Origin of the sequence: Streptomyces sp. NPDC057743, assembly GCF_042798755.1 — a bacterium.
In the GTDB taxonomy this organism is placed as follows: domain Bacteria; phylum Actinomycetota; class Actinomycetes; order Streptomycetales; family Streptomycetaceae; genus Streptomyces.
The window spans coordinates 20,095-43,097 of record NZ_JBHVJX010000044.1; the positions used below are offsets into that span (position 1 = coordinate 20,095).

Below are 23,003 nucleotides of genomic sequence, written 5' to 3' on the forward strand. Positions count from 1 at the left end.
GCTCACAGAGCTCCCGACGAGTGGAGCTCGTCCGGCCGGCGGCGACCAGTGATGCGCCGCCTCAAATAGGTCATGGCCCGGCTGAGGGTGCGCTGACCGGTCAGCAGGCCCAGACAAACACCTGCCTTCCCTGCCATGTGCACCGATTGTGCACCGGACCCGTCGGTCAGCATGGATCCGCGCAGGTCAGACGGTTCGTATAGCTGTACTTCGACATCTAAGAAATAGAGCTCCACATCGGCGAGTAATGGCCGAAGTTCCTTCTGAGTGGTTGCCTTCACCTGAGTCAGGTGAAGGCAACCACTCAGTCGTTTTGGCGCCTGCCGGAAGTCAGTCTTCCTGCAGGGGCGCCCACCACGGATCGTATGTGCGCACGATCGGCTGGGTGGATGGGTGGCGACGCAGCCCGTAAGGGCCCGTCTCGGTGGATTCGGGCATGTCGATCAACCAGTCCAGTACTGCGTCGGATTGCATATCCGGTTGTTCCAAGTCGCCGATCAACGCCTCAGGGCCACGGCAGTCGTATGGCTGCGGCAAGGTGAAGCCGGCTTCGACAGCGTCACGGACGATCTCTTCGCATATCGCGCGCCATCGCCCTTGGCCCCACCAGTGACGGGTATAGCTGGTTGAGCCGCCGATGGTCATCAGCCTTAACGTGGTCTCCGGGCCGAGGACTTCGGTGTCGAGGCGATGCCATTTCCGGACCTGCTTCCGCACCGTGGACTGCACCTCCGGCCAACCGTCGCCGAACAGGAAAGAGACGGTGCGGCCGTTGGGGAGCTTCCAGCCGGTATCCGTCAGCAATCGCTCGATGCTGTTCCAGTCGATGCCTTCGTACGGGCAGACGTGAGGCAGCACCGTGCGAGTCACCGCGATGTTGATCCTGGCCATCAGCACGTCCGAGGGGAGGTGGTGGGCCTCGACGGCCGTGTCGTTCCGCCAGCACCAGGCGGCGATGCCCAGGGCCGCCGCATCCGGCACCAAATCCGGCTGCACATTGCGGCCGGCCAGGCCCACGACCCAGTTCAGATAGGCATCGAGATCGGGGTCCTGCGCAGCTACCTTGACGATCTCTTCAACCGAAGTTTTTCGGTATGCGGCCGCCGGGCGAAACAGGGTCAGTAGCGATTCAGCGTGGAACGATTCGGCGGCGCCCGGATCCGCCCCTTTCGCCACGCGGACGTGCGTCGCGTCGAGCAACCCCAAGGCGCCGCTTCGGAGTTTGACCAGCTTGACTGCCCCGTCACCGTCGGGGGCGACGGTGAGTTCCACCTCTTCGTCGAGCGCGGAGAACGACTCCGGGTAATCGCTGCATACGTCGTCGTAGGGAAGGAACCGCATTCGGTTCTCGCGCGGGTAGTACTCAACGACGAACGCGGCGTTGGTACGCCACAATTCGGTGAAGAGCATCGGGTCGGTCTCGGCGTCCCCGTCCGAGTCGTATGCGTCGGGGACCGCCCATCCTGCCCAGTCCAGTGGTGCGAGCAGTTCCACGAGGCGTTCCACGTACTCACCCCATGGTTCGGCTTCCGGGTGGCCCGCTTGCTCCTCGGGGGCTGGGGCGACCCGTTGCCCCAATTGACCTACGCGCGACGCCACGCGCCGGCTGAAGAGCGATTCAGCGGACTCTCCATCTTTCGGGACGACGCCCGTGGCGCTGGTCAAGTACTCCGTAATGTCGGCGAGTTCCTGCTTGCGGCAGCGCGTGCACAAGTATCTGTACGGCTTTCCCGCCTTGGCCGCGTAGCGCGTCAGCGAGCGGCGCTGGCGGCAGTCACGACAGGGCCCGTAGCCCTTCTTCGGCCACCAGAACCGCCAGGCGTCGTCGTAGTCGCCGGGTGAGGGTACGATCCCACGGCTCAGTAGCGCTTGAGCCAGTGCCGCCAGGTTGTCGTCGTTTCGATGCGGCAGGGATGCGTGCAATTGATCGTGTGCCGCCAGCAATTCGGTGTCCGTGGCCGCCTCGTCCCCACGTAAACGGCGTAGCACCGATATCGCCGCGGCGAGTGCTCGTACAGCGGGATCGTCCCGCTGCGGCGACTGCCTACTGCGCTCGACGACACTCATCGCCTTGTCGAGATCAGCTTCAGTGACCGCATCATTCCTCATGCCCGAAAGCCTATGAGTTGCCACTGACATCCGAGGTGGCGAGCCTTTGTCAGATGTCGAGTGCCGGGGCGCGACTCTTCGGCTGTGGAGGTGGCAGTAGGCATCGGCCGGTACGGCCATGTCATCGACAGGGAAGGGGAGTTCGCATGAGCGCGTCAGTGTCGGGTATGGATCGGTGGCCCGTGCCGCTGCGGCTGGACGGTGACCGGTGGGCCACTCGGCGCATGGAGAAGCGCGTACTGGCAGTGGTGCATACCGTGGCCGCGGGGCAGCGCGTGGTGGATGCCGTTCGGCTGTTGGACGCCGATCCACGGGTGCAAGTCATGTTCACGGCCGCTCCCGATGTCTTCAGTCACGGTGTGGCCGGGTTTCTGGAGGGGTTGAGGGGGCTTGTGGTGCCCTGGAGCCAGGCCGTGAATGTGCGCTTCGATCTGGCTCTGGCGGCCAGCCACGGGAGCCTCTATGAGCTGCACGCCCCGGTGATCGTGCTCCCGCACGGCGTCGGGCACAACAAGTTCGTCTCCGTGCCCACGAACCGCCGTGGCCCCGGTGTGACGGCCGGGGAACGGGAGGTTTACGGACTGAGTCGCCAACGACTGGTCAGGGATGGGGTGGTCGTCCCCAAGGTGATCGTGCTGTCGCACGAGGAAGAGCTCACGCGCCTCGGCCGCGCATGCCCGGAGGCGCTGCCCTTCGCGGAGGTGATCGGCGATCCCTGCTTCGACCGCATGACCGCGAGCCTGCCCTCGCGGGCGCGGTACCGGGAGGCGCTGCGTATCGGTGCGAACCAGGCGTTGGTACTTGCCTGTTCCACCTGGGGACCCGACGCGTTGCTCGGCCAGCAGTGGGATCTACTGGACCGGCTCGTGACGGAACTCCCTCGGGACCAGTTCCGGATCGCCGTCCTGTTACACCCCAATGTGTGGAGTGCACACGGCGATTGGCAGGTCCAGAGCTGGTTCGCGGGGCTGCGGCGCGCTGGGGTGCTTCTGGTCAGCCAGTACGCGGACTGGTGCGGGCCCTTGGTCGCGGCCGACTTCATCGTGGGTGATCACGGCTCGGTGTCGCTATACGGGACGATGACGGGCGCTCCCGTCCTCATGGCAGGTTCGCCGACCGTGGAGTTGGCGCCGGGCTCGCCGATGGTCGAGCTGAGGTCGATCGCACCCCGGATCCACGCGGACCGGCCGCTGCGGGGCCAACTGCGCCAGGCCGCGGCCGCGCCCCGCGCCGAGCACCATGCGCGGGTGGCGGCTCGGATCACCTCTGAGCCGGGCCACTTCGCCCGCCGGATGCGCGCGCTGATCTACCGGGAGCTGCGACTGCCCGCGCCCGCGGCACAGTTGCCCGTGGAGCCGGCTCCGCTGCCGGTCACCGTAACCGGCGAGGCAGCGGACGGTGTCACCTCATAAATACCTGGTGGCTCGCAGTGGCGGTGCCCGCCGGCCCCCGCCCCGGTACGTACGTCACGTACCGGGGCGGACGGTCGGCAGCACTCACCCCCGTCGTGGCGTTTAGCAGTTGTCGTAGAGGAGGGCGCGGACCAGGCGGCAGGTGGTGTCGGAGGGGTGGTGGACGCCTATGGAGTGGGCGGTGGTGCGGATGGTGGGGTTGGTGGCCTGTTCGGGGCGGTAGGTGCCGGTGTCGAGGAGGGCTATGGCCAGGCGCATGGCCTTCAGGCGGCGGTTGTGGGATTCGTACCGCTCGCGGGGCCAGCCGGCGGGGAGCGGTTTCTTGGGCAGTGGGTGGGCCGGGAGGGGTTTCGTCATGGGTGTGGCGATGGCCATCCGGTGGTCCTCCTGGAGCTTGCTGGAACCCTCACTTGCTGGTTCCCATTTTACTGCGGGGCACTGACAAAAGCCCCTGGCCAGGGGGGATTTGGGCCCGCGGCCGGCCGCTTCTCAGGGGGTGGGGCGGGGCAGGCGGCGGAGGAGGTTTTTGTCGGGTTTGCCCACGGGGGTGAGGGGGATGGTGTCGAGGAGGTGGAGGGCGGTGGGGGCGTAGAGGGTGCCCTTGTGGGCGGTGATGTAGGCGCGGAGGGCGGGGAGGGTGAGGTCGTCGGTGGGGTGGCCGGGGGCGGGGACGACGGCGAGGTGGACCTCCTCGGTCTCGTCGGGGGTGCGGACGCCGTAGACGGCGGCGTGGGCGATGGCGGGGTGGGTGTGGAGGAGGTCCTCCAGTTCGGCGGGGTGGACGTGGCCGCCGACGACGATGATGACGTCCTTGAGGCGGTCGACGAGGTAGAGGCGGCCGTCGGCGTCCAGGTAGCCGACGTCCCCGGTGTGCACCCAACCGTCGCGCAGCACCTGGGCGGTGAGGTCGGGGCGCTTCCAGTAGCCGCGCATGGCGCCGGCGGAGCGGACGTGCACCTCGCCGGGCTCGCCCGGGGGCAGGTCGCGGCCCTCGGGGTCGCGGATGGCGAGGGTGACGCCGGGGAGCGGGCGGCCGACGGTCATCGGGGCGTCGGGGCGGATGTCGGCGTGGTCCGCGGGGCCGGCCTCGGTGATGGCCATCGCCTCGGACTGGCCGTACCACCCGTAGAGGACCGGGCCGAACGCCTCGACGGCCTGGCGTATCCGGGGCGCGGAGGCGGGGCAGCCGCCGTAGGTGATGCGGGTGAGGGAGCTGAGGTCGGTGGTGGGGAGGGTGGGGTCGTCGAGGAGGCGGTAGAGGAGCGGCGGCAACAGCCAGAGGTGGGTGATGCGTTCGCGGGCGACGGTGGACAGGACGGCGGTGGGGTCGAAGTCCCGTTGGAGGACGACGGTGCCGCCGGCCACCAGGGTGAGGTCGCTCATGATGCCCGCCATGTGGGCCAGCGAGGTGCAGGCCAGGAGGCGGGGCGGATCGCCGGCGGCCCCTAGGGGCGCCTGGGCGAGCATCGCGGCGAACGGGGCGTGCGGCATCTGAACTCCCTTGGGGACGCCGGTCGTTCCGCCGGTGTGGCGGATGCACCAGTCGTCCTCGGGGCGGGCGGTGCCGGCGACGGTGGGGGTGTCGGGGAGGGCGGCGCCGGCGGCCAGCAGGTCGGGGCCGAGGGGGGCGGCGTCGGCGGGGAGCGGGCCGAGGGTCATGACCTGGGGGCGGGGGCCGGCGAAGCCGTCCAGGAGGGCGCGGGCGGTGTCGTGGAGGTCGGGGTCGACCAGGAGGAGGGCGGTGTCCGCGCTCTCGGCCACCCGGGACAGCGTCTCGGCGGCCATCCCGTCGTAGAGGAGCACCACCCGCGCGCCCGCGAGGTTGACGGCGTAACGGGCGGCGAGCGCGTCGGGGCGGTTGCGGCTGAGGACGCAGACCGTTCGGCCGCGGCCGGTGCCGCGGGCGGCGAGGACGGCGGCCATGCGGTGGACGGTGGCGTGCAGGGCGCCGGCGGTGACGGCGGTGCCGTCGGGCGCGGTGACGGCGGGGCGGTCGGGGTCGCGGGCGAGGGCGGCGAGGAGAAGGTCGACGTAGCTGGTGAACGGCGGTTGGGACGGCATGGTGGGTGCGCTCCTGGTGAGGACGGAGGGGGTGGGCCGGCAGAGGTGACGTTAAGCGGCGGGCGGTCATGCCTTCCACGACCAAATCCGCCATGTGGTCATGCCTTTGGGGCCATGAGCGGGAGGTGTCGGTGGACGGGTGGGGCGGTGGCGGCGGAATCCGTATGACCGCGCGGCGGGGGCGGTGTTACGTTGCCGGGGCCGGCCGCGGGACTCCGGCGCGACTTCCGGACCTGCTCTGTCAAGCAACGATTCGCTGTTCGCGCCCCACTTCCCCGGCCGGCGTCCAGTGTGGAGAGAGGGTCGGCCCCGGGGGCGGGAGTGGAGAGTCACCAGGCGCGGGCGGAGACGCTGGCGGCGGAGGACGTGCTGCTGTTCGTGAACGCGGCGGTCACCGCCACCGGGCAGCGCGAGTTCCGGTCCGACGCGGCGGAGCAGCGGATGTCGCTGGACTTCCTGCACGCCTATGTGTGCGGCAACTACCGCCCCCTGTACGCCGCTTCGCTGGCGCTGGACGTCAACGACCACAATGCCGCGCTGATCGTGCGCCGGCTCCTGGAGACCGCCGGCGAGGCGACGGTGGAGGAGCGGCGCGCCGAAGGGCGGCTGATCGCGGCCCGGTTGGCGCGGCTGCCGGCCCCACGGGCGTACCGGTTGTTCCGGGCCCTGCGGGAGGCCAGGGTGAACAACCGCCGGACCCGGGCGATCGTGCGGGACTGGTTCGCGGCGCGCCCGGACCCGGCGCTGGACGCGGTGAAGTACCGCGCGGGGCTGGCCGGTGCGGCGCGGCACGCGCATCTGCCGCTGGCCGGCGTCGCCGGCGGCGAGCTGGGCGACTTCCTGTTCGCACCGGACCGGCGCGCGCGGTACGCCACCCCGCTGCTGGACGCCTGGCGGCGGGCGCACTACGAGCGGGCGGCGCTGTACGAGCTGCCGTTCACGGTCGCCGAGGGGTTCGCGGCCCGGCACGGTGTCGACCGCCGCGCCTTCCTGGAGCGCATCGCGCCCCGGATGACCCGTCTGGAGCGGCTGCGCGTCCAGGAGTCGGCGCGGGCCCATCGCGCCAGTGTGGCGGCGGAGTTGGCGGCGCTGCCGCTGACCCGGTTGGCGTCGTACGTCCTCGGGCTCCCGTTGGACGACCGGGTGGCGCGCCGGGCCGAACTGACCGGTGCGCTGCGGGCGGCGGCCCGGCGCGCGGCGGGCGCGCGGGCGGGTACCTGGGGCCGGGTGGCCGCCGTCCTGGACGACAGTTTCTCGGCCACCGGCTCGCGGCAGAAGCGGCAGCGCCCGTTGGCGGTCGCGCTGGCCTGTCACTTCCTCCTGGAGGCGCTGGCGGGGTCGTACCGCCCGTTGTGGACGTCGGGGCGGACCGACGCGCTCCTGGTGTACCCGTACGGGGCGACGCCCCTGGGGATGCGGGTGCTGGACGCGCTGGAGACCGGGCCGGAGCGGCTGGTGATCGTCTCGGACGGCTGGGACAACACGCCGCCCGGGTTGGCCGGCGAGGTGCTGCGGGTGTGGCGCAGCCGGCTCGACCCGCGGGGCGAGGTCCCGGTGCTGCACCTCAACCCGGTGTACGACGCGGCGGACTTCGCCGTCCGGCGGCTGGCGGCCGCGGTGCCCACGGTGGGCGTGCGGCGAGCCGAGGACCTGCCGACGCTGGCGCAGCTCGCGCGGTTCGCGGAGGGCCGCACCGGGCTGGCGGAGCTGCGGGCCCATCTGGACGAGCGGGTACGGGAGTTCCTGGCGGCGGCGGACGCAGCGGCGGCTACGGGGGGCGCGGAATGAGCGGGTTGGACCTGGGCGAGCTGCGGGCCCGTCCGGCACAGGTGTGGGGCGCGGTGCGGCTGGTGCCGTTGGTGCGCGCGGAGCCCATCGAGGACCTGCGGCTGCATCGGGAGGTGTACGGGGACAGCAGGGACGGGGACGGGGAAGGTGCCACGGTGGCGGCGGAGCGGAACGCGTCCTACACCTCGTACATTCCGCATGGTTTTGTGGCGAATTGGACGGGTGACGGGTCGCCGGTCGCCTCCTACGGGGCGCAGCTGAGCGACGGGAGCCGCCCGGTGGCGAGCGCCTCGCTGCCCGCTCCCCGGAAGCTGGTGCAGCGACAGCGCCGGCACCGGGCGGCGCGCGGCGGCACCGGCCCGGCGGGCCTGCGGTTCCTGCCGCTCCATCTCGCGCTCGACGGCTATCTGGCGCTGCACTTCGGCGGGCCGTCGGTGGTCTGGGAGGAGTGGACCCGACGGGCGGTGCGCGCGGGGCTGTCGCCGCGCGCGGAGACGGCGTACCGGGGCGAGGAGGTGGCCGGGCTCGCCGACGCGCTGCGGATCTTCGAGATCCATCCGGGCCAGTGCGGGGTGCTGGTGTACGTGGCGGACGCGCTGGCCACCGCCTTCGTGGTGCCGCACCCGGACGCCTACCGGGCGCTGCACCCGTCGCTGGTCCACCACCTCTATGGCGAGCTGATGTACCAGTACGCCCTGTATGGCGGGCCGGTGCCGGAGTTCACCGCCCGTATCGACGGGACGCACGTGGCCTCCCTCAAGGAGCTGCGGGCGGCGGCCGAGTGGTGCGGGCGTCAGTGGGAGCGGCAGCACGAGGCGTTGATGGTGGCCGAGTTGCTGGACGCGTCGTACGACGTGCGCCGGGTGTACCGGATGGGACGGTTCCGGCTGTCCCGTTTCCTGCCGCCGTTCGCGCTGCACCGCCCGCAGCACATCGGCGAGGTGATCTGCGACCAGCGGGGGCGGGTGGCGTACCTGATGACGTTCCGGCTCTCGGACAAGCAGGTGCGGCGCGGCCATGTGCTGCGGCGGCTGGCCGCGCACGACTGGCACGTCGGCGACACCGCGGCCAGCCTGCGCATCGAGGCGCCCGAACTGGTGCGCAGGATCCGGAACTTGGGGTTCGAGGGGCTGCTGCGGGAGCATGGGTGAGCGCCACCGGCAAGAGATTGCCAGGCATTTTGCGGTGAATCGTCGCAGAATCAGAGGATGTCCGACTGAGTAACCTGTGGTTCACATACGGGCAACGGACGGGAAACGGCCACTTGCGAGAGTGCAGCGGTACGCCCGCACGCGTACCGCGCCGACCCGTATTAAGAGGACCTTCGTGACCATCAAGGCCGAGTACATCTGGATCGACGGCACCCAGCCGACCGCCAAGCTCCGCTCCAAGACCAGGATCTTGAAGGACGGCAGCTCGCTGCCCCGTTGGGGCTTCGACGGATCCAGCACCAACCAGGCCGAGGGCCACGCGTCGGACCTCGTGCTCGACCCGGTCTTCAGCTGCCCGGACCCGATCCGCGGCGGGGACCACCTGCTGGTGCTCTGCGAGGTGCTGCACACCGACCTCACGCCGCACCCCTCCAACACCCGGGCCCTGCTGCGCCCGGTGGCGGAGCGCTTCGCCGCCCAGGAGCCGATCTTCGGCATCGAGCAGGAGTACACCTTCCTCAAGGGCGAGCGCCCGCTGGGCTTCCCCGAGGGCGGCGGCTTCCCGGCCCCGCAGGGCGGCTACTACTGCGGCGTCGGCGCCGGCGAGATCTTCGGCCGGGAGATCGTCGAGCAGCACCTCGACCGCTGCCTGGCGGCCGGCCTGGGGATGTCCGGCATCAACGCCGAAGTGATGCCCGGTCAGTGGGAGTTCCAGGTGGGCGCGCTGGCCCCGCTGGAGGTCTCCGACCACATGTGGGTGGCGCGCTGGCTGCTGCACCGTACGGCGGAGGAGCACGGCGTCACCGCCTCCCTGGACGCCAAGCCGGCCCGGGGCGACTGGAACGGCGCGGGCGCGCACACCAACTTCTCGACCCGGGCGATGCGCGAGGGCTACGACGCGATCATCACCGCCTGCGAGGCGCTGGGCGCGGACGGCAAGCCGCTGGAGCACGTCCGCCAGTACGGCACCGGCATCGAGGAGCGGCTGACGGGTGCGCACGAGACCGCGCCCTGGGACAGCTACTCGTACGGGGCCTCGGACCGCGGCGCCTCGGTGCGCATCCCGTGGCAGGTCGAGGTCGAGAAGAAGGGCTACATCGAGGACCGCCGGCCGAACGCCAACGTGGACCCCTACGTGGTGACCCGGCTGATCGTGGACACCTGCTGCGCGGAGCTGGAGCGGCGCGAGCAGGTGTGACGCCCGGCGCGGAGCGACGCGCGGGTGAGCGGGGCCGGACCGGCTGGTCCGGCCCCTTCCGCATGCCCGGACGGCCGGCGCGGGGTCAACCGCCGGGCGGCCTGGGCCGGTTGTCAGTGGCGGGTGGCACGCTGGGGGCATGCCGGCGATCACGCGCGCAGGGCGCGGAGCGAGGGGAACGGGGGACGGACGCATGAAGCGGGCGAACAGGGACGTCGGTAACTTCCGCCGGCCGGGCGGGCGTTGGCGCGGCACGCTGCCGTGGGTGACGCCGCTGTATGTGGGGGCGCTACAGCTCGGGGCGTATGCCACCGCCCGGCTGCCGGCGTCGCGGCGTACGGGGCTGCTGCGGGCACACTCCACCAACGTGGCCAATCTGCGCGCCGGAAGATGGGGCACGCTGGCCACCAGTGCGGCCTTCGTGGAGCGACCGATACCGCCGGCGTACGGCGTCGCGCTGCTGGCGGCGCTCGGGACGGCCGAGGCGCGGTGGGGCGCCGGGCGCGCGGCGGCGGTGTTCGCGGCCGGGCACGTGGGCGCCAGCCTGTTGATCTATGCGAGCCTGCGGGGGCGGCCCGGGGCCCGACCGGAGGCGGTCGGGCCGCCGATACCGGGCGCGCCCGGCGGTGCCGGCGCCGCGGGCGGGGCCACCGCGCACGCCGTCGACGTCGGGGCGAGCTACGGCTTCTACGCCACACTCGGCGCGCTGGCCGCGTCACTGCCGCACCGGGGTGCGCGGGCGGCGGCGACCGGCGGGCTGCTGGTGCTGGGCGCGGCGCCGGTGGTCCGCCGGGGCCGGACGTTCACCGATGCCGGGCATCTGACGGCGCTGGCCCTCGGGGTGGCGATCGGGGCCGCGCGCACAGCGATGCGGGGGCGTTTTCCGGCCACCGGACGGGAGTTCGCGCAGCTGACCGCAGCGGCAACTCCGGTGCGGGGAACGGCAGTCGGCACCGTCCCGTCCTCTGCGCACGGGAGCGCGCGGCCGTCGGGCGACGGGATCGCGTCACAACGAGGGGTGGTGTGAAAGACAGATCAAGGGCCGTCTGGTTCAATAGGGCCATGGCCAGCCTTACTGACACCGCGACGGGTCGCAGCGACCTTGAGCCGTTCTGGCCGTCCCGGCAGGCGCACGCCTTCGACCGTCTGTGTTGCCGCGCGCACTGAGCGCGGGCCCGCACCCTCTCTCCCGACGCCGCTGACCGGTGTCCCGGCCTTGCCCGCGCGCACGACCTCCCCGATGGTCCCCCTGCGCGAAAGAGCTGACGTTCGATGGCCAATCTCCGTACCGTTCCTGCCGATTCCCCTACGGCCGCCGTTCCCCCTCCGCCCCACCACCGCCACCGACTGCGGGCGGTGGCACCCGACGAAGCCCCCGCCACCCCTCGTGGCGCCGCCCCCGAGCCGAGCCCGGGGATGGCGCCGCGACACAGCGCCCAGCAGGTCGCCGAGCTGCTGAACTCCGGCGCGACCTGGCTCCCGGCGCCGCAGCACAGCCTGCCGGCCCTGCCCGGTCAGCCGCCGATGGTCGGCTACCTCGTCCTGGTGCCGGCCGAGCAGGCCCCAGGCCCGCCACAGCCGCCCGCCGAGCCCGCCCCGGCGGCCCGGACCGGCGACGAGATCGTACGGATCGACCCCGAGCAGCGGACCGTGCACGTCCGGGGCCGACAACTGGACCTGACGTACCTGGAGTTCGAGCTGCTGGCCCATCTGGTCGCGCATCCGCACCGGGTGCACACCCGCGACCAGTTGGTGACCACGGTGTGGGGCTACGGGCACGTCGGTGACGGTCGCACCGTCGACGTCCATGTGGCCCGGCTGCGGCGGAAGTTGGGCGCCGAGCACCGTGGCTCGATCGTGACCGTCCGCCGGGTCGGCTACAAGTACGTGCCGAGCGCCTGACCGGCCCGCCCCGGCACCCGGCCGCCGCCGAGCACGACCCGCTCGGCGGCGGCCGCCAGTGCGCGTCGGTCCAGGTCGCGGCCCGCCGTGGGAAGCGCCGGGTGGGCGGTGACCCGGATGGCCAACCCGTGGGCGGTGAGCACCCGGTGGAGCGAGGCGGCGAAGGTGTCGGCCCCGCAGAAGGCGGCCACCGTGGTGGGGCGGCCCTGTTGGGTGTAGTCGACGGTCACCGGGCGGACCGGGGCGCCGGCGTCCAGGGCGGCCTGGAAGGTGGCCCGGCGGAAGGCGCCCCGGTCGGCGGTGCACCAGGTGGTGGCCTGGGGGAAGACGGCCACCGAGCGGCCGGCGGCCAGGAGCGCGGCCAGTTCGGCGACGGTGTGCGGGAGTTGGCGGGGGCTGGCGCGGTCGATGAAGTGCGTGCCGGCGCGGCGGGCCAGGCCGCCGACCAGCGGCCAGCGGCCCACCTCGCGCTTGGCGAGCACGGTGGCGGGTTCGACCGCGAGCAGGGCGACGATGTCGAGCCAGGAGATGTGGTTGAGCACGATGAGGGTGCCGGGGATGGTGGGGGTGGTGGGAGTATCAGTGCCCTTGGTGACTTCGGTGGTTCCCGAGGGGTGCTCCCCCGGCTCCGTTCCCGGCACCGACAGCGGGGCCGGCCGGGCGTCTATGCCCCGGGTCTCCAACGTGACGCCCAGCGCCGCCAGGAGGGCCCGGGCGTGGCTCCGTAGCCGTACCGCATCGGTCAGGTGCGGGCCGTCCGTCAGGGCGCGGCCCACCGCGCTGCTGAACGCGGCGGCGCGGCGGACGGTGCCGGAAAACGGGATGGGCACCACGGCGTGCGTGGCGCAGTGCGGGGTGCAGACCGGGCGGACGTCCCAGGGACCGTTCACCGGTCCCCCAGGAAGAAGCGGCGGTAGCGGTCGCCGAGTTGCTCGATGTCCAGGACGGTGAAGAAGTCGGCGACCGCGAAGTCGGGGTCGTGGGCGGGCGCGCCGCACAGCCAGGCGCCGATCCTCAGGTAGCCGCGCAGCAGCGGCGGGAGTGGGGCGACGGCGGGGCGTTCGGGCAGCGGGGCGGTGGGGTGCCAGGGGCGCCGCGGGCTGACCAGGAACGCCGGCGGCGCGGCGTACCGGGTGCGGGCCAGGGCCCAGGCGTGGGCGGCGGCGGTGCCCCCGTCGGCGAGCGGTACGGAGGCGCAGCCGGCGAGGTAGCGGTGGCCGGAGAGCAGGGTGTAGCGGGCCAGGGCGGCCCACATCTGGTTGATGACCGCGCCGTTGCGGTGCTCGGGGTGGACGCAGGAGCGGCCGGCCTCGATCAGGGCGGGGCGCACCGCGTCGAGGGCGGTGAGGTCGAACTCCCCGTCGGAGTAGAGGCGTTGGGTGCGCCCCGGGGGCAGCAGACGGTAGGTGCCGACGACGGTGCGGGTGGGGTGGTGGAGGACGACGAGGTGGTCGGCGAGGTCGTCGACCGGGTCGATGTCGTGGCCGGGAAGCGGGGTGTCCAGGGTGGCGCCCCACTCGTCACCGAAGACCTGGTGGCGCAGGCGCTGGGCGGCCCGGACCAGGGCGGGGGTGTCGGCGATCAGGGCGGTGTAGTCGGGGGTGGCCGGGGCGGGAGCGGCGGGGCGGCCGGCGGACGTGGTCGGTGCCGTGCTCATCAGGGCCTCCGTGGGTGGAGCTGGGTCCGCCCCTACGGGCGCGCAACCCAATGACCTGGGGATCTCCTACGCGGCAGACTGTTCCCGCGCCCGAGGACCGGGGGCGTGAAGCGCAGGGGGCGTACGGATGAGGGGCGGCGGAACACTGGACGGCACGGCCCCGGGGGCGGTGCCCCGGCGTCCCCTGGGGCGCGCTGCGCCTCGCCGGTCCCGTGGGCCACTGGGCAGCTGGGCAGCTGGGCAGCATGGTGCGCCGACCCGCCCCCTTTGGGCGGGCGCACTTCGGAACTCCCGTTGGCGGGCAACGAATTCAAGCAACGCACTCAGGCAACGGATTCCGGCCATGCATTCCAGCAATGCATTTCGGCCAATCGGCAGGGCAGTCGGCCGGACGGCCGGCAACCCGGCAGCGCAATCGGGCGGGCCCCATGGCCCGGTATCCCGCCCGCTTCGGCAACCGGCAGCGTGGACCGCCCAGTTCGCCGGTGGAAGCCACCCCTGGCGCCGCGTACGCTGGCCGGCGCACAGCTCACGCGAGTAAGGGGAGCAGGACATGGGCACCGCAGCCGACAAGGAATGGCTCTACAGCCTCGACATCTCCGACGCCACCTGGCAGCGCCCGCCCGGCGACCCGGAAGCGGAGGCGGTGGAGATCGCCTTCCTGGAGGGCGGCGCGGTGGCGATGCGCAACTCCACCGAGCCCGATGTCGTGCTGCGCTACACCGAGGCCGAGTGGCGGGCGTTCGTCCTGGGGGCCCGGGACGGGGAGTTCGACCTTCCGGGCTGACGTCCGCCAACGGGCCCGCGCGGGGGCGGTCACCCGTCCGGGGCGGGCCCGGCCGCCGGTGACCATGACAGGATTCACTCGTTCCACGGAATGTGGAGCAGCAGCAGGCGGCAACCCCGCGCCCGGACCGCACCTCCCCCGTCGGGCACGCCGACGGGGGTGAGTCGATCGACGTCGAGCAGGCCGAGGCGGCCCTGGTCGAGCACTATCCGCGGCTGGCCAGGTTGGCCTATGTGGTGCTGCCGCCGGGCCCGCACCGCGGCCGACGGGTGCTGGCCGCGCACGCGGTGGTGCAGCGGGCGCTGCCGCGGCGGCCCGGTCCCGGTACCACCCTGCCCGCCCAACGGGGCGGGGATCCGGCCGTCGATCCCGGTTACGCCTTGATGCGGCTGCGGGTCCTACGGGCGGCACTGGCCGTCGGGCGGCGTCGTTGGCAGTCGCCGGCGCCGCTCCCCCAGGTCTGGGGCCTGCGGCTGTTCCCGCGCTCCGGCGGCGCCGATGAACTCGCCCTGGACCAGGCCCTGTCGACGCTGTCGGCGCCGGCCCGGGCGGCGTTCGTGCTGCGCGATCTGGAGCGGTTGTCGCCGCAGGAGACGCGGCGGGTACTGGAGGCCGCGGGGGTCGACGACGCCCGCGGGGCGCTGGCCGAGGCGGAGCGGGCGGCGCTGCCGGCCGGGAGCCGGGACCGGGCGCTGTTGGAGTCGGTGGAGTTCGATCCGTGTGCTCTCCAGGCCCGGCCGACGGACCTGATCCGGCGGCGGCAGCACATCCGGGCGGCGCTGGCGGCCGGCGCGGCGGTGGTGGTGTGCGGGGCGCTGCTGGGGCTGCCGGGCGGGGGGTGGGCCCCGGGCGGGGTCGCGACCCCGCCGTACGCCCGTAATGCCGCGGCGGAGGCGGCACTTGATCCGGGGCGGCTGGCGGTGTCCTCGCCGACCGCGTGGAAGACCGCGGCGCGGCCGGACTTCTCGGCCTGGCCGGCCCGCGGCGACCGGACCGGCGACAAGGCGCTGCTCCGGCGGGCGTTGACGATGTGGGCCCGGCCCGGCCCCCAGGTGTCGGTCACCGCGACGCCCGGCACGTCCGCGGGGCCCGCGGCCGGGCCGCCCCAACTGCTCTTCGCGGGCGTGGTGGACCGCGTCGTGGTGGTGCTGTTCCACGACGGGCTGCGGGTGGTGCGGTACGCCGAGCCGACCGGCGGCCAGCAGCGCGACGACGGCACCGGGGCCGCGCTGGACTTCGCCCGGACGGACGGGGCGGCGGCGGACTCGGCGACCGCCCTCGTCGCGGGCCGCACCGCGAGCAACGTCCGTTATCTGACGGCCCCTTGGGTGACGTCGGTGCGGGCGGTGGACCTGGTGAAGCCGAACGCGGCGGGCCAACGGGTCACCGTCGGCGCCGACGGCCTGACCTCCCCCGTCCCGACACCGCGCCCCGAGGAGAAGTGCACGGGGTGGCCCGCCCTGAGGGTCGGCGGGCGCCTGGACGGGGTACCGGGCGGCGTACCGGGCTCGCGTCCCGGTGGCGAGTTGCTGACCGACCTGGGTGAACTGGCGCCCGCCCGGCTCACGTACGGTCCGCCGGACGCCCCCGCGTCGGTGTCCGGCCCCGAGGGGCGTACGGCCTGGGCGCGCACCGCGTGCCAGCTGCCCGCGGTCCGTTCGCAGGGGGTGCGGGCGGTCAACACCTGGCGGTTCGCCCAGCAGGCGCTCCCCGGGGGCGGCGGCACCGCGGCCTGGCTGTGCACCCGGGCGGAGACCTGGCGCGGGGCGGGCAGTCGGACGATGACGCAGTTCCAGGTGCCGCCGCCCAGCGGGCAGCCGTACGCGACGGGCGCGGTGACAGCCCGCGCGGACGGCGGGACGGCCTGTGGCCCGCGGGCGCCCCGGGCGCTGTCGGGCGTGCTGTGGAAGAGCCCCATCGGCCGGTGGTGGCTGCTGGCGGCGGGCAGCGACCAGGTCACGTCGATCACCGCGACCGGCGGGGTGCGGGGGCGGGTGCCCGGCCGGCTGCTGACCGTCCTCGCGACGGCGGGCGCGCGCGCCGAGCTGACGGGGACGCTGGCGGGCGGCGGGACGGTGCACGGGCTGCGGTGAGGCTGGTGGGGAGATGTGGGTGGGGAGTTGGGGATGGGAGATGTGGGTGGGGAAATTGCACGTGGGGGTTGCCGGTGGGGAGTTGTGGCTGAGGCGGGTGGCGCGGGTGGAGTAGGTGGGGCGGGTGGCGGATCGGTGGGTGCGTGGGGCGTGTTGGGGTCGGGGGCTGCTCGGGGCAGCGTGGCCGCCGTCCGTTCCTGACGCCCCCTTCCCGGCGGTTTTTGGCCGTCCGAGGGGTACCGCCATTCCTTACCCGCCAGTACATTGACGCCATGTCTAATACGGCCTCGCTGCGGCCCCAGCCGGTCGCGTCCGAGCACACCCCGCTGAAGGCCCGGAACGTGGCCTTCGACTGGGCACAGACCCCTCTGCACTGGATCCCCGGCGATCCGTCCAGCACCCACACCATCAACGTCCTGCACCTGCTGCTGCCGGCCGGCGAGCGCTGGTTCGTACACGTCTACAAGCAGGTGCTGCCGTACATCCGCGATCCCGAACTGCGCGCGGACGTGATCGGGTTCATCGGCCAGGAGGCCATGCACTCGCAGGCGCACGACGATGTGCTGCCGCACCTGAGGGAACAGGGGCTGGACCCGACCCCGTATACCGCGCAGGTCGACTGGCTCTTCGAGAAGCTGCTCGGCGACCGGACGCTCCCCCCTGGGCGGGCCCGCACGTGGTGGCTCATGGAGCGGGTGGCGACGATCGCCGCCATCGAGCACTACACCGCCTTCCTCGGCGACTGGGTGCTCAACGCCGGGGCCCTGGACGCCAAGGGCGCCGATCCGACCATGCTCGATCTGCTGCGCTGGCACGGCGCGGAGGAGGTCGAGCACCGCTCGGTGGCGTTCGACCTCTTCATGCACCTGGACGGCGGCTACCGGCGGCGGGTGCGGACGTGGGCGACGGCCTTCGGTGCGCTGGTGTTCCTGTGGCAGCGCGGCATCCGGTTCTTCATGGCGAACGACCCCACGCTTCTCAACGGGAAGGCGGCCGTGCGGGACTTCGTACGGGGCGGCCGGCAGGGTGTGCTGCCGACCACCGGGGCGATCGTCCGCTCGGTGCCCCAGTACTTGAGCCGCACCTACCACCCGTCGCAGCACGGCGACACCGAGCAGGCCCTCGCCTACCTCGACCGTTCGCCCGCGGCAACCGCCGCCGCTGCCGCGCCCGTTGCCGCCCCCGGAGGAGCCTGAGATGTCCGCGCCTGGCCGTGTGCCCCCGTCCTCGCCCTCGCCCTCGCCCTCGTCCTCGTACCTGTCACCGTCTCCGGCCCTGTCTCTGTCTCCGGCCCCGTCTCTGTCTGCTGGTCGCGGTGGTCGCCTCCGTAAGGGGGCTTCCCTTAGGGGGGCTTCCCCTAAGGGGGCTTCCCTTGCGGGGCCCTCGCCTAAGAGGGGTTCCGTGACGGGACCTTCCCTTAAGGGGACCGCGCTGCCGTCGTCGTCCCGTATAGCCGTGTCCGCGCTCAACGGGCCGTTGCGGAACGGGGGTTCGGCGCTGCGGACCGTGCTGGTGGTCGCCGGGGCCGCCCTCCTGGTCCGGCGGGCGCTGCGCCGGCGGATCCAGCGGTCGCCGCTGTGGCCGTTGCCGGCGCTGGAGCAGCCGATCTCCGGACGGGGGCGCGAGGCGGTCCGGGCGGCGCGCGGGGGTTCGGGGCGCGCGGCGCCGTTGCGCCTGCGGGTGGCCGAACGGACCGTGGCGGCCGAGGGCGTGGTGACCCTGCGCCTGGAGGGCGAGCAGCTGCCCGACTGGGAACCGGGCGCGCACCTCGACCTGGTGCTGCCCTCGGGCACCGTGCGGCAGTACTCGCTGTGCGGCGAACCGGCCGATGCCGTACGGGTGGACGGCGGTTCGTACACCATCGCGATCCGGCTGATCGAGGACGGGCGGGGCGGCTCCCGGGAGGCGCATGAGGCGCTCCACGCGGGCATGACGGTCGAGGTACGCGGGCCCCGCAACCGCTTCCGCCTGGAGGACCATCACGCCTACCTCTTCATCGCGGGCGGGATCGGCATCACCCCGATCCTCCCGATGGTGCGGCAGGCCGAGGCGGAGGGGGTGCCCTGGCGGCTGCTGTACGCGGGGCGGTCGCGGGCGTCGATGCCGTTCCTGGAGGAAGTGGAGAAGCTGGCCGGGGGCGGCGGGGTCGGCACCTTCGGGGGCGGTGGGGTTGGTGGGGTCGCTGGTGACGGTGATGCTGTCGGTGGTTTGGTGGATGGCGGGCGGTTGACGGTAGTGGCGGAAGACGAGGACGGGCGGCCCGACTTGGCCGCGGCGCTCGCCGATGCGCCCCCGCATGCCGCCGTGTACTGCTGCGGTCCCGAGCCCCTGATGAACGCCGTCGCCGAGCTGCTGCCCAACGGGCCGGAGGGGCTGACCCTGCACACGGAGCGGTTCGCCCCGGCGGGGAACGCGGTTGGGGGCGCGGCGGGTAGTGCGGTGGGGAGCGCGCAGGTGGCTTCTGCTTCCGGTTCCGGGGCGGAATCAGGGTCCGCTTCGGGTGCCGGGGCCGTACCGGGCGAGGGCGTGCCGGGCGGCGATGTGCCCGGCGGGGACGCGTCATTCGAGGTGGAGTTGCGCCGGAGCGGTCGTACGGTGACGGTGCCGGCCGGCACCAGTGTGCTCCGGGCGATCCGCGAACAGGCCCTGCCCGACCTGCCGTACTCCTGCGAGGAGGGCTTCTGCGGCACCTGCCAACAGCGGGTCCTGGCGGGCGAGGTGGAGCACCGCGACGAGCTCCTGACGGATGCGGAACGCGAGGACTCGCTGCTGATCTGCGTCTCCCGGGCGAAGTCGGGTTCGGGGGCCGGGTCGGGGTCGGGGGCGGGGTTGGTGCTGGATTTGTAGGAGTTGGCGTTTGCGGGCTGGGGGGGCGGGTGGGGCTCGGGGGGCCTTTGCCGGGGCTGCTCTTGCCCAGCGTCGGCTTTGCTCGGCGTCGGCCTTGCCCAACGTCTTCCTTGCCCGGCGTCGGCCTTGCTCGGCGTCTTACTTGCTCGGCGTGGTCCTTGTTCGGCGTCGGCCTTGCTGGGGCCGGGCCTTGTTGAGGCCGGGCCTTGTTTTTTCCCCGCCGCCCACCCCCCTTCGGGGGGTGGGCGGGTGAGGAGCGACGGCGGCGAGCGAGCAGAGAGCGGAGGCGAGGAAGGTGCGGCTCATGCCGTTGTCCACAGGCCGCATTCGCGCGGTGGTGCCGTCGTGGGGCGGTCGTTAGGGTGGGCGCATGACGAACGGGGCACGCCGCAGGATGGGGGTCGAGGAGCGACGCGAGCAGTTGATCGCCGTCGCGCTCGACCTCTTCAGCCACCGCTCCCCCGAAGACGTCTCGATCGACGAGATCGCCGAGGCGGCCGGCATATCAAGGCCGTTGGTCTACCACTACTTCCCCGGCAAGCAACAGCTCTACGAAGCCGCCCTGCGGCGCGCCGCGGACGAGCTGACGGCACGCTTCATCGAGCCCCACGAAGGGCCGCTCGGCGCCCGGCTGTTGCGCGTCATGGAGCGGTTCTTCGACTTCGTTGAGGAGCACGGGCCCGGCTTCTCGGCCCTGATGCGCGGCGGCCCGGCGATCGGTTCGACCCGCACGAGCGCGATGATCGACGGCGTACGCCAGGCCGCGTTCACACAGATCCTCGCCCATCTCGACGCCCAGGACCCCTCTCCACGGCTGGAGTTGGTGGTCCGCTCGTGGGTCTCGCTCGCCGAGACCACGGCGCTGCTGTGGCTGGACGGGCGACGGATACCCCGCGGCGAGCTCGAACGTCAGCTGGTGCACGACTTCGCGGCGCTGGCGGCGGTCAGCGCCGCGTACGACGAGCGGATGGCGCAGGTGGTGCGCCGGATACTGGCGGACGAGCCCGCGGACGGGATGTTCGCGGATCTGGTGGGCCGGCTGCTGCAGTTGCCGCAGCCGGCCTGACGCCGTCGAGCTGACACCGGACACCGGCCCGCCCGGGCCACGCCCAACGCCGGCCTCCCGCCTAACCGTTGGCCGCCCGGCGCCGGGCCAGCACCGGCCCGATGCCGGACCAGCACCGGCCCGATGCCGCCACCCCGGCTCCTCACCCCCGTCGGAACACCGCGACCGTGCGGGGCGGGACGGTGAAGGTGCCCGTGGTGGCGTCGTAGGCGGCGGTCGCGGTGGTGCGGTCGGCGCCGTGGGCCTGGAGGGGGTGCAGGGCGTAGGGCCGGCCGGCGAGGGTGGGGACGGTCTGGGACTGTCGTTGCGGGGTGGCGTTGAAGACGACGACGAGGTCGGCCAGGCGCATGGTGATCACGCCGGGCGTCTCGTCGGGGCCGGAGAGGGGGAAGGAGAGGGCGGACTGGACGGCGGCTGCGGTGGCCAGGCCGAAGGCCGGTTCGGTGGCGTGGATGCGCAGCAGGTCGCGGTAGGCGGCCGAGGTCGCGGCGAGGGTGGCGCAGTCGGGGCGGAGGGCCGGGTCGGCCAACAGGGGCTTGGCGTAGGGCCACTTGTCCTTGTTGTCGGCGGCCGGGGGGAGGCCGTGGCCGAAGCCGTTGTCGGCCGTGCCGCCTCGGGGGCCATCGGTGCAACTCCAGTGCAGGGCGTTGAACCAGTCGCCGCTGTTGAAGGAGTTGCGGTCGAGGGACTTGGAGCGCAGGAGGTCGGAGCCCGCCTGAGAGAGCGCCGGGCCCTGTGAGAGTGCGGCGGTGGCCAGGGCGACGACCTGCATCCGGGCGCGGTCGGCGACGGAGGTGTGCGGCGGCAACTTGTAGGCGAGGGCGTCGTAGAGGGTCTCGTTGTCGTGGGCGTCGACGTAGGCGAGGGCGTCGCCCGGGGCGGCCGCGTAACCGGCGGGGGCGCCGTTGTAGTCGACCTGGGAGCCCTTGACCCGGCGTCCGGTGGTGTCGGTGAAGGCGTAGTCGGCGAGGTTGCCGGTGAGGCCGACCTTGATGAGGTCCTGGTAGTGGAGGAGGCGGGCCCGTTGGGCGGCCGGGTCGTCCCCGTTCCGTTGCGCCCGGCCCTTGGACTTTGATGCGCCACCGGAAGCATCCCCGGGAGCGCTCCCGGGAGCGCTCCCGGGGGAAACGGCTGTGCCCGGTGCCGAGTTGGGATCGGTGAACAGGCCCGAGGCGAAGCCCTGGGTGCGGGGGTCGGCGTCGAAGGGGCTGCCGCCGCGGACCGCGTCGCGCGCCCGGTCGCTGAAGGTGGCGATGCCGGTGCCGGCCATGTTGCGCTGGGTGGCCTGGACGAAGCGGGCGTCGTCGGCGACCTCGCCGAAGTTCCAGCCCTCGCCGTAGAGGATCACGGACTTGCCGTCGATGCCGTCCCGGGCCGGGGTGAGGGCGTCCAACGCCCGGCGGACGGCGAGGATGTTGGCCTTGGGGTGGTGGCCCATGAGGTCGAAGCGGAAGCCGTCGACCTTGTACTGCTTGGCCCAGGTGACCACGGAGTCGACGACCAGCTTGCCCATCATGGTGTGCTCGGGCGCGGTGCCCGAGCAGCAGGTGGAGGTGGCGACGCCGCCGTCGTCGAGCAGGCGGTGGTAGTAGCCGGGGACGATCCGGTCGAGGACGGAGTGCGGGTCGTCCGGTCCGCTGGCGGCGGTGTGGTTGTAGACGACGTCCATGACGGTGCGCAGACCGATGCCGTTGAGGCCCTGCACCATGCGGCGGAACTCGACGTTCCGGGCGGTCCCGGAGGGGTCGGAGGCGTAGGACCCTTCCGGGACGGTGTAGTGCAGCGGATCGTAGCCCCAGTTGTAGCCGTCCCGGTCGGCGGTCTTGGCCACGCACTCCTGTTGGCGGGCGGAGTCGGGGGGCAGGGCGGGCAGGTCGCAGTCCGGGCGCCGCTGGTCGGCGCGGCGTTCGGGGACGGAGGCGAAGTCGAAGGCCGGCAGCAGGTGGACGTGGGTGGTGCCGGCCGCGGCCAGGGCCTTCAGGTGCCGCATGCCGGCGGAGCCGGTGTCGGTGAACGCGAGGTACTGGCCCGGGTGGTGGGAGGTGCGGTCCGCGAGGGAGAAGTCGCGGATGTGCAGCTCCTGGATGCGGGCCCGGCGCAGCGGTACGGGGGCGGGCTTGCGCAGCGTCGCCCACCCCTTAGGGGCCAGCTTCGGGTCGGCCAGGTCGACGACGAGGCTGCGGGCGGAGTCGGTGGTCAGGGCGGTGGAGTACGGGTCGGTGACGGCGTTGGTGGCGATCCGGGCGGCGCCCGGCGCCCAGACGGTGACCAGGTAGCGGTACGGCTTCCCTCTCCAGTCCCGGCCGCCCCGTACGCTCCACACCCCGGTGGCGTCGTCCCGGTGCATCGGGACCCGGCGGCCGGCCAGGTCGAGCGCGACGGTGCGGGCGGTGGGCGCCCAGACGGAGAGGGCGGGGCGACCGGCGCGGAACACCGGTCCCAGGACGGCGCGTTGGGCTCGGGCGCCGTAGAGGTCGTCGAGGACGCCCGGTATCTGCACCCCGGTGGTGCGCCGCCCCTCGGGGGTGTCCTGGGCGGCGGTCAGCCGCTCCCGTAGGGCGGTGGGGGCCAGGGCGCGGTCGCGGGGGTCGACGGTGAAGGCCGGGTAGCCGGTGAGGTGCGGGTAGGCGGCGCGTTCGGCGGGGGTGAGGGTGCCGGGGGTGAGCCGGAGGCGGCCCGTTTGGCGCGCGTCCGCGCCGAACTCCAGTTGGGCGGCGGCGTGTTGGGCGCCCTTCCAGATCACGGTGGTGCGGTCGATCCACTGGGCCTCGGCCTTGGTGGGGGCGCCGGAGGGGGCCGCCTGGGCGCGGGGCTGCGTCGGCAGGGCGAGCGCGGCGGCGGCGGCGCACAGGGCGAGGAGGGCGACGGTCCGGCGGCGGGCGCGGTGCGCGGTGGAGGGCATGGCCCCTGGTTCTAGCCGCGATGGACAGTC

General features: G+C 73.1%; 18 protein-coding genes. 11 read left to right on the top strand and 7 right to left on the bottom strand.

What is annotated here, in order from left to right; all coding sequences use genetic code 11:
• Nucleotides 1-2: 2 nt before the first annotated feature.
• The gene (locus ACFVFQ_RS33365; protein ID WP_383423329.1) at nt 3-281 is read right to left on the bottom strand and encodes a hypothetical protein; all 279 of its coding nucleotides are present in this window, start codon (nt 279-281) and stop codon (nt 3-5) included.
• A gap of 49 nt (nt 282-330) precedes the next feature.
• Nucleotides 331-2,109 (bottom strand): hypothetical protein, encoded by a 1,779-nt coding sequence (locus tag ACFVFQ_RS33370; protein WP_383423331.1) that lies wholly within the window; start codon nt 2,107-2,109, stop codon nt 331-333.
• A gap of 146 nt (nt 2,110-2,255) precedes the next feature.
• On the opposite strand from ACFVFQ_RS33370, the gene ACFVFQ_RS33375 reads away from it, so the two are divergent.
• On the top strand, nt 2,256-3,521 hold the full coding sequence (locus ACFVFQ_RS33375) for a hypothetical protein (protein ID WP_383423333.1): 1,266 nt from the start codon (nt 2,256-2,258) through the stop codon (nt 3,519-3,521).
• A gap of 102 nt (nt 3,522-3,623) precedes the next feature.
• On the opposite strand, the gene ACFVFQ_RS33380 is transcribed toward ACFVFQ_RS33375, so the two are convergent.
• Both ACFVFQ_RS33380 and ACFVFQ_RS33385 read right to left on the bottom strand, forming a co-directional pair.
• Complete coding sequence (locus tag ACFVFQ_RS33380; protein WP_383423335.1) at nt 3,624-3,896, bottom strand: hypothetical protein; 273 nt, start codon at nt 3,894-3,896, stop codon at nt 3,624-3,626.
• Nucleotides 3,897-4,010: 114 nt separating this feature from the next.
• Nucleotides 4,011-5,582, bottom strand: a complete 1,572-nt coding sequence (locus ACFVFQ_RS33385) for an AMP-binding protein (protein ID WP_383423337.1) — start codon at nt 5,580-5,582, stop codon at nt 4,011-4,013.
• Nucleotides 5,583-5,903: 321 nt separating this feature from the next.
• On the opposite strand from ACFVFQ_RS33385, the gene ACFVFQ_RS33390 reads away from it, so the two are divergent.
• From ACFVFQ_RS33390 to ACFVFQ_RS33410, 5 genes are all read left to right on the top strand, one after another.
• Nucleotides 5,904-7,370 (top strand): hypothetical protein, encoded by a 1,467-nt coding sequence (locus ACFVFQ_RS33390; protein ID WP_383423339.1) that lies wholly within the window; start codon nt 5,904-5,906, stop codon nt 7,368-7,370.
• Nucleotides 7,367-8,521 (top strand): hypothetical protein, encoded by a 1,155-nt coding sequence (locus tag ACFVFQ_RS33395; RefSeq protein WP_383423342.1) that lies wholly within the window; start codon nt 7,367-7,369, stop codon nt 8,519-8,521. The genes ACFVFQ_RS33390 and ACFVFQ_RS33395 overlap by 4 nt, the downstream gene beginning before the upstream one ends.
• Nucleotides 8,522-8,696: 175 nt before the next feature.
• On the top strand, nt 8,697-9,719 hold the full coding sequence (glnII, locus tag ACFVFQ_RS33400) for a glutamine synthetase (RefSeq protein ID WP_383423344.1): 1,023 nt from the start codon (nt 8,697-8,699) through the stop codon (nt 9,717-9,719).
• Nucleotides 9,720-9,912: 193 nt separating this feature from the next.
• On the top strand, nt 9,913-10,746 hold the full coding sequence (locus ACFVFQ_RS33405) for a rhomboid-like protein (protein ID WP_383423346.1): 834 nt from the start codon (nt 9,913-9,915) through the stop codon (nt 10,744-10,746).
• A gap of 245 nt (nt 10,747-10,991) precedes the next feature.
• Complete coding sequence (locus ACFVFQ_RS33410) at nt 10,992-11,621, top strand: winged helix-turn-helix domain-containing protein (protein WP_383423348.1); 630 nt, start codon at nt 10,992-10,994, stop codon at nt 11,619-11,621.
• Here the strand turns inward: ACFVFQ_RS33410 and ACFVFQ_RS33415 are convergent.
• A complete protein-coding gene (locus ACFVFQ_RS33415) occupies nt 11,597-12,511 on the bottom strand; it encodes a lysophospholipid acyltransferase family protein (protein WP_383423350.1) in 915 nt (304 codons plus the stop codon). The genes ACFVFQ_RS33410 and ACFVFQ_RS33415 overlap by 25 nt on opposite strands.
• Nucleotides 12,508-13,278, bottom strand: coding sequence for a GNAT family N-acetyltransferase (locus tag ACFVFQ_RS33420; protein WP_383423352.1), 771 nt, complete (start codon nt 13,276-13,278; stop codon nt 12,508-12,510). The genes ACFVFQ_RS33415 and ACFVFQ_RS33420 overlap by 4 nt, the downstream gene beginning before the upstream one ends.
• Before the next feature lie 553 nt (nt 13,279-13,831).
• Between ACFVFQ_RS33420 and ACFVFQ_RS33425 the strand changes: the two genes are divergently transcribed.
• From ACFVFQ_RS33425 to ACFVFQ_RS33445, 5 genes are all read left to right on the top strand, one after another.
• A complete protein-coding gene (locus ACFVFQ_RS33425) occupies nt 13,832-14,065 on the top strand; it encodes a DUF397 domain-containing protein (protein WP_274916029.1) in 234 nt (77 codons plus the stop codon).
• Between the two features lie 92 nt (nt 14,066-14,157).
• Nucleotides 14,158-16,158 carry a hypothetical protein gene (locus ACFVFQ_RS33430; protein WP_383423354.1) on the top strand — a complete coding sequence of 667 codons (2,001 nt, stop codon included), beginning with the start codon at nt 14,158-14,160 and terminating at the stop codon, nt 16,156-16,158.
• A gap of 272 nt (nt 16,159-16,430) precedes the next feature.
• Nucleotides 16,431-17,354, top strand: a complete 924-nt coding sequence (locus ACFVFQ_RS33435; RefSeq protein ID WP_383423356.1) for a metal-dependent hydrolase — start codon at nt 16,431-16,433, stop codon at nt 17,352-17,354.
• Nucleotides 17,355-17,613: 259 nt separating this feature from the next.
• Nucleotides 17,614-19,005 (top strand): PDR/VanB family oxidoreductase, encoded by a 1,392-nt coding sequence (locus ACFVFQ_RS33440; RefSeq protein ID WP_383423358.1) that lies wholly within the window; start codon nt 17,614-17,616, stop codon nt 19,003-19,005.
• 370 nt (nt 19,006-19,375) lie between these two features.
• The gene (locus ACFVFQ_RS33445; protein WP_383423360.1) at nt 19,376-20,071 is read left to right on the top strand and encodes a TetR/AcrR family transcriptional regulator; all 696 of its coding nucleotides are present in this window, start codon (nt 19,376-19,378) and stop codon (nt 20,069-20,071) included.
• A gap of 142 nt (nt 20,072-20,213) precedes the next feature.
• Here the strand turns inward: ACFVFQ_RS33445 and ACFVFQ_RS33450 are convergent, their stop codons facing one another.
• Nucleotides 20,214-22,973: an alpha-1,6-glucosidase domain-containing protein gene (locus tag ACFVFQ_RS33450; protein WP_383423362.1), complete on the bottom strand. Its 2,760-nt coding sequence runs from the start codon at nt 22,971-22,973 to the stop codon at nt 20,214-20,216.
• Nucleotides 22,974-23,003 lie beyond the last annotated feature (30 nt).

Bases quoted from the DNA above. Each gene is read 5' to 3' on its own strand.
- ACFVFQ_RS33370 (WP_383423331.1), bottom strand. From the start codon at position 2,109: ATGAGGAATGATGCGGTCACTGAAGCTGATCTCGACAAGGCGATGAGT.
- ACFVFQ_RS33375 (WP_383423333.1), top strand. From the start codon at position 2,256: ATGAGCGCGTCAGTGTCGGGTATGGATCGGTGGCCCGTGCCGCTGCGG.
- ACFVFQ_RS33380 (WP_383423335.1), bottom strand. From the start codon at position 3,896: ATGGCCATCGCCACACCCATGACGAAACCCCTCCCGGCCCACCCACTG.
- ACFVFQ_RS33385 (WP_383423337.1), bottom strand. From the start codon at position 5,582: ATGCCGTCCCAACCGCCGTTCACCAGCTACGTCGACCTTCTCCTCGCC.
- ACFVFQ_RS33395 (WP_383423342.1), top strand. From the start codon at position 7,367: ATGAGCGGGTTGGACCTGGGCGAGCTGCGGGCCCGTCCGGCACAGGTG.
- ACFVFQ_RS33405 (WP_383423346.1), top strand. From the start codon at position 9,913: ATGAAGCGGGCGAACAGGGACGTCGGTAACTTCCGCCGGCCGGGCGGG.
- ACFVFQ_RS33410 (WP_383423348.1), top strand. From the start codon at position 10,992: ATGGCCAATCTCCGTACCGTTCCTGCCGATTCCCCTACGGCCGCCGTT.
- ACFVFQ_RS33420 (WP_383423352.1), bottom strand. From the start codon at position 13,278: ATGAGCACGGCACCGACCACGTCCGCCGGCCGCCCCGCCGCTCCCGCC.
- ACFVFQ_RS33425 (WP_274916029.1), top strand. From the start codon at position 13,832: ATGGGCACCGCAGCCGACAAGGAATGGCTCTACAGCCTCGACATCTCC.
- ACFVFQ_RS33435 (WP_383423356.1), top strand. From the start codon at position 16,431: ATGTCTAATACGGCCTCGCTGCGGCCCCAGCCGGTCGCGTCCGAGCAC.
- ACFVFQ_RS33445 (WP_383423360.1), top strand. From the start codon at position 19,376: ATGACGAACGGGGCACGCCGCAGGATGGGGGTCGAGGAGCGACGCGAG.
- ACFVFQ_RS33450 (WP_383423362.1), bottom strand. From the start codon at position 22,973: ATGCCCTCCACCGCGCACCGCGCCCGCCGCCGGACCGTCGCCCTCCTC.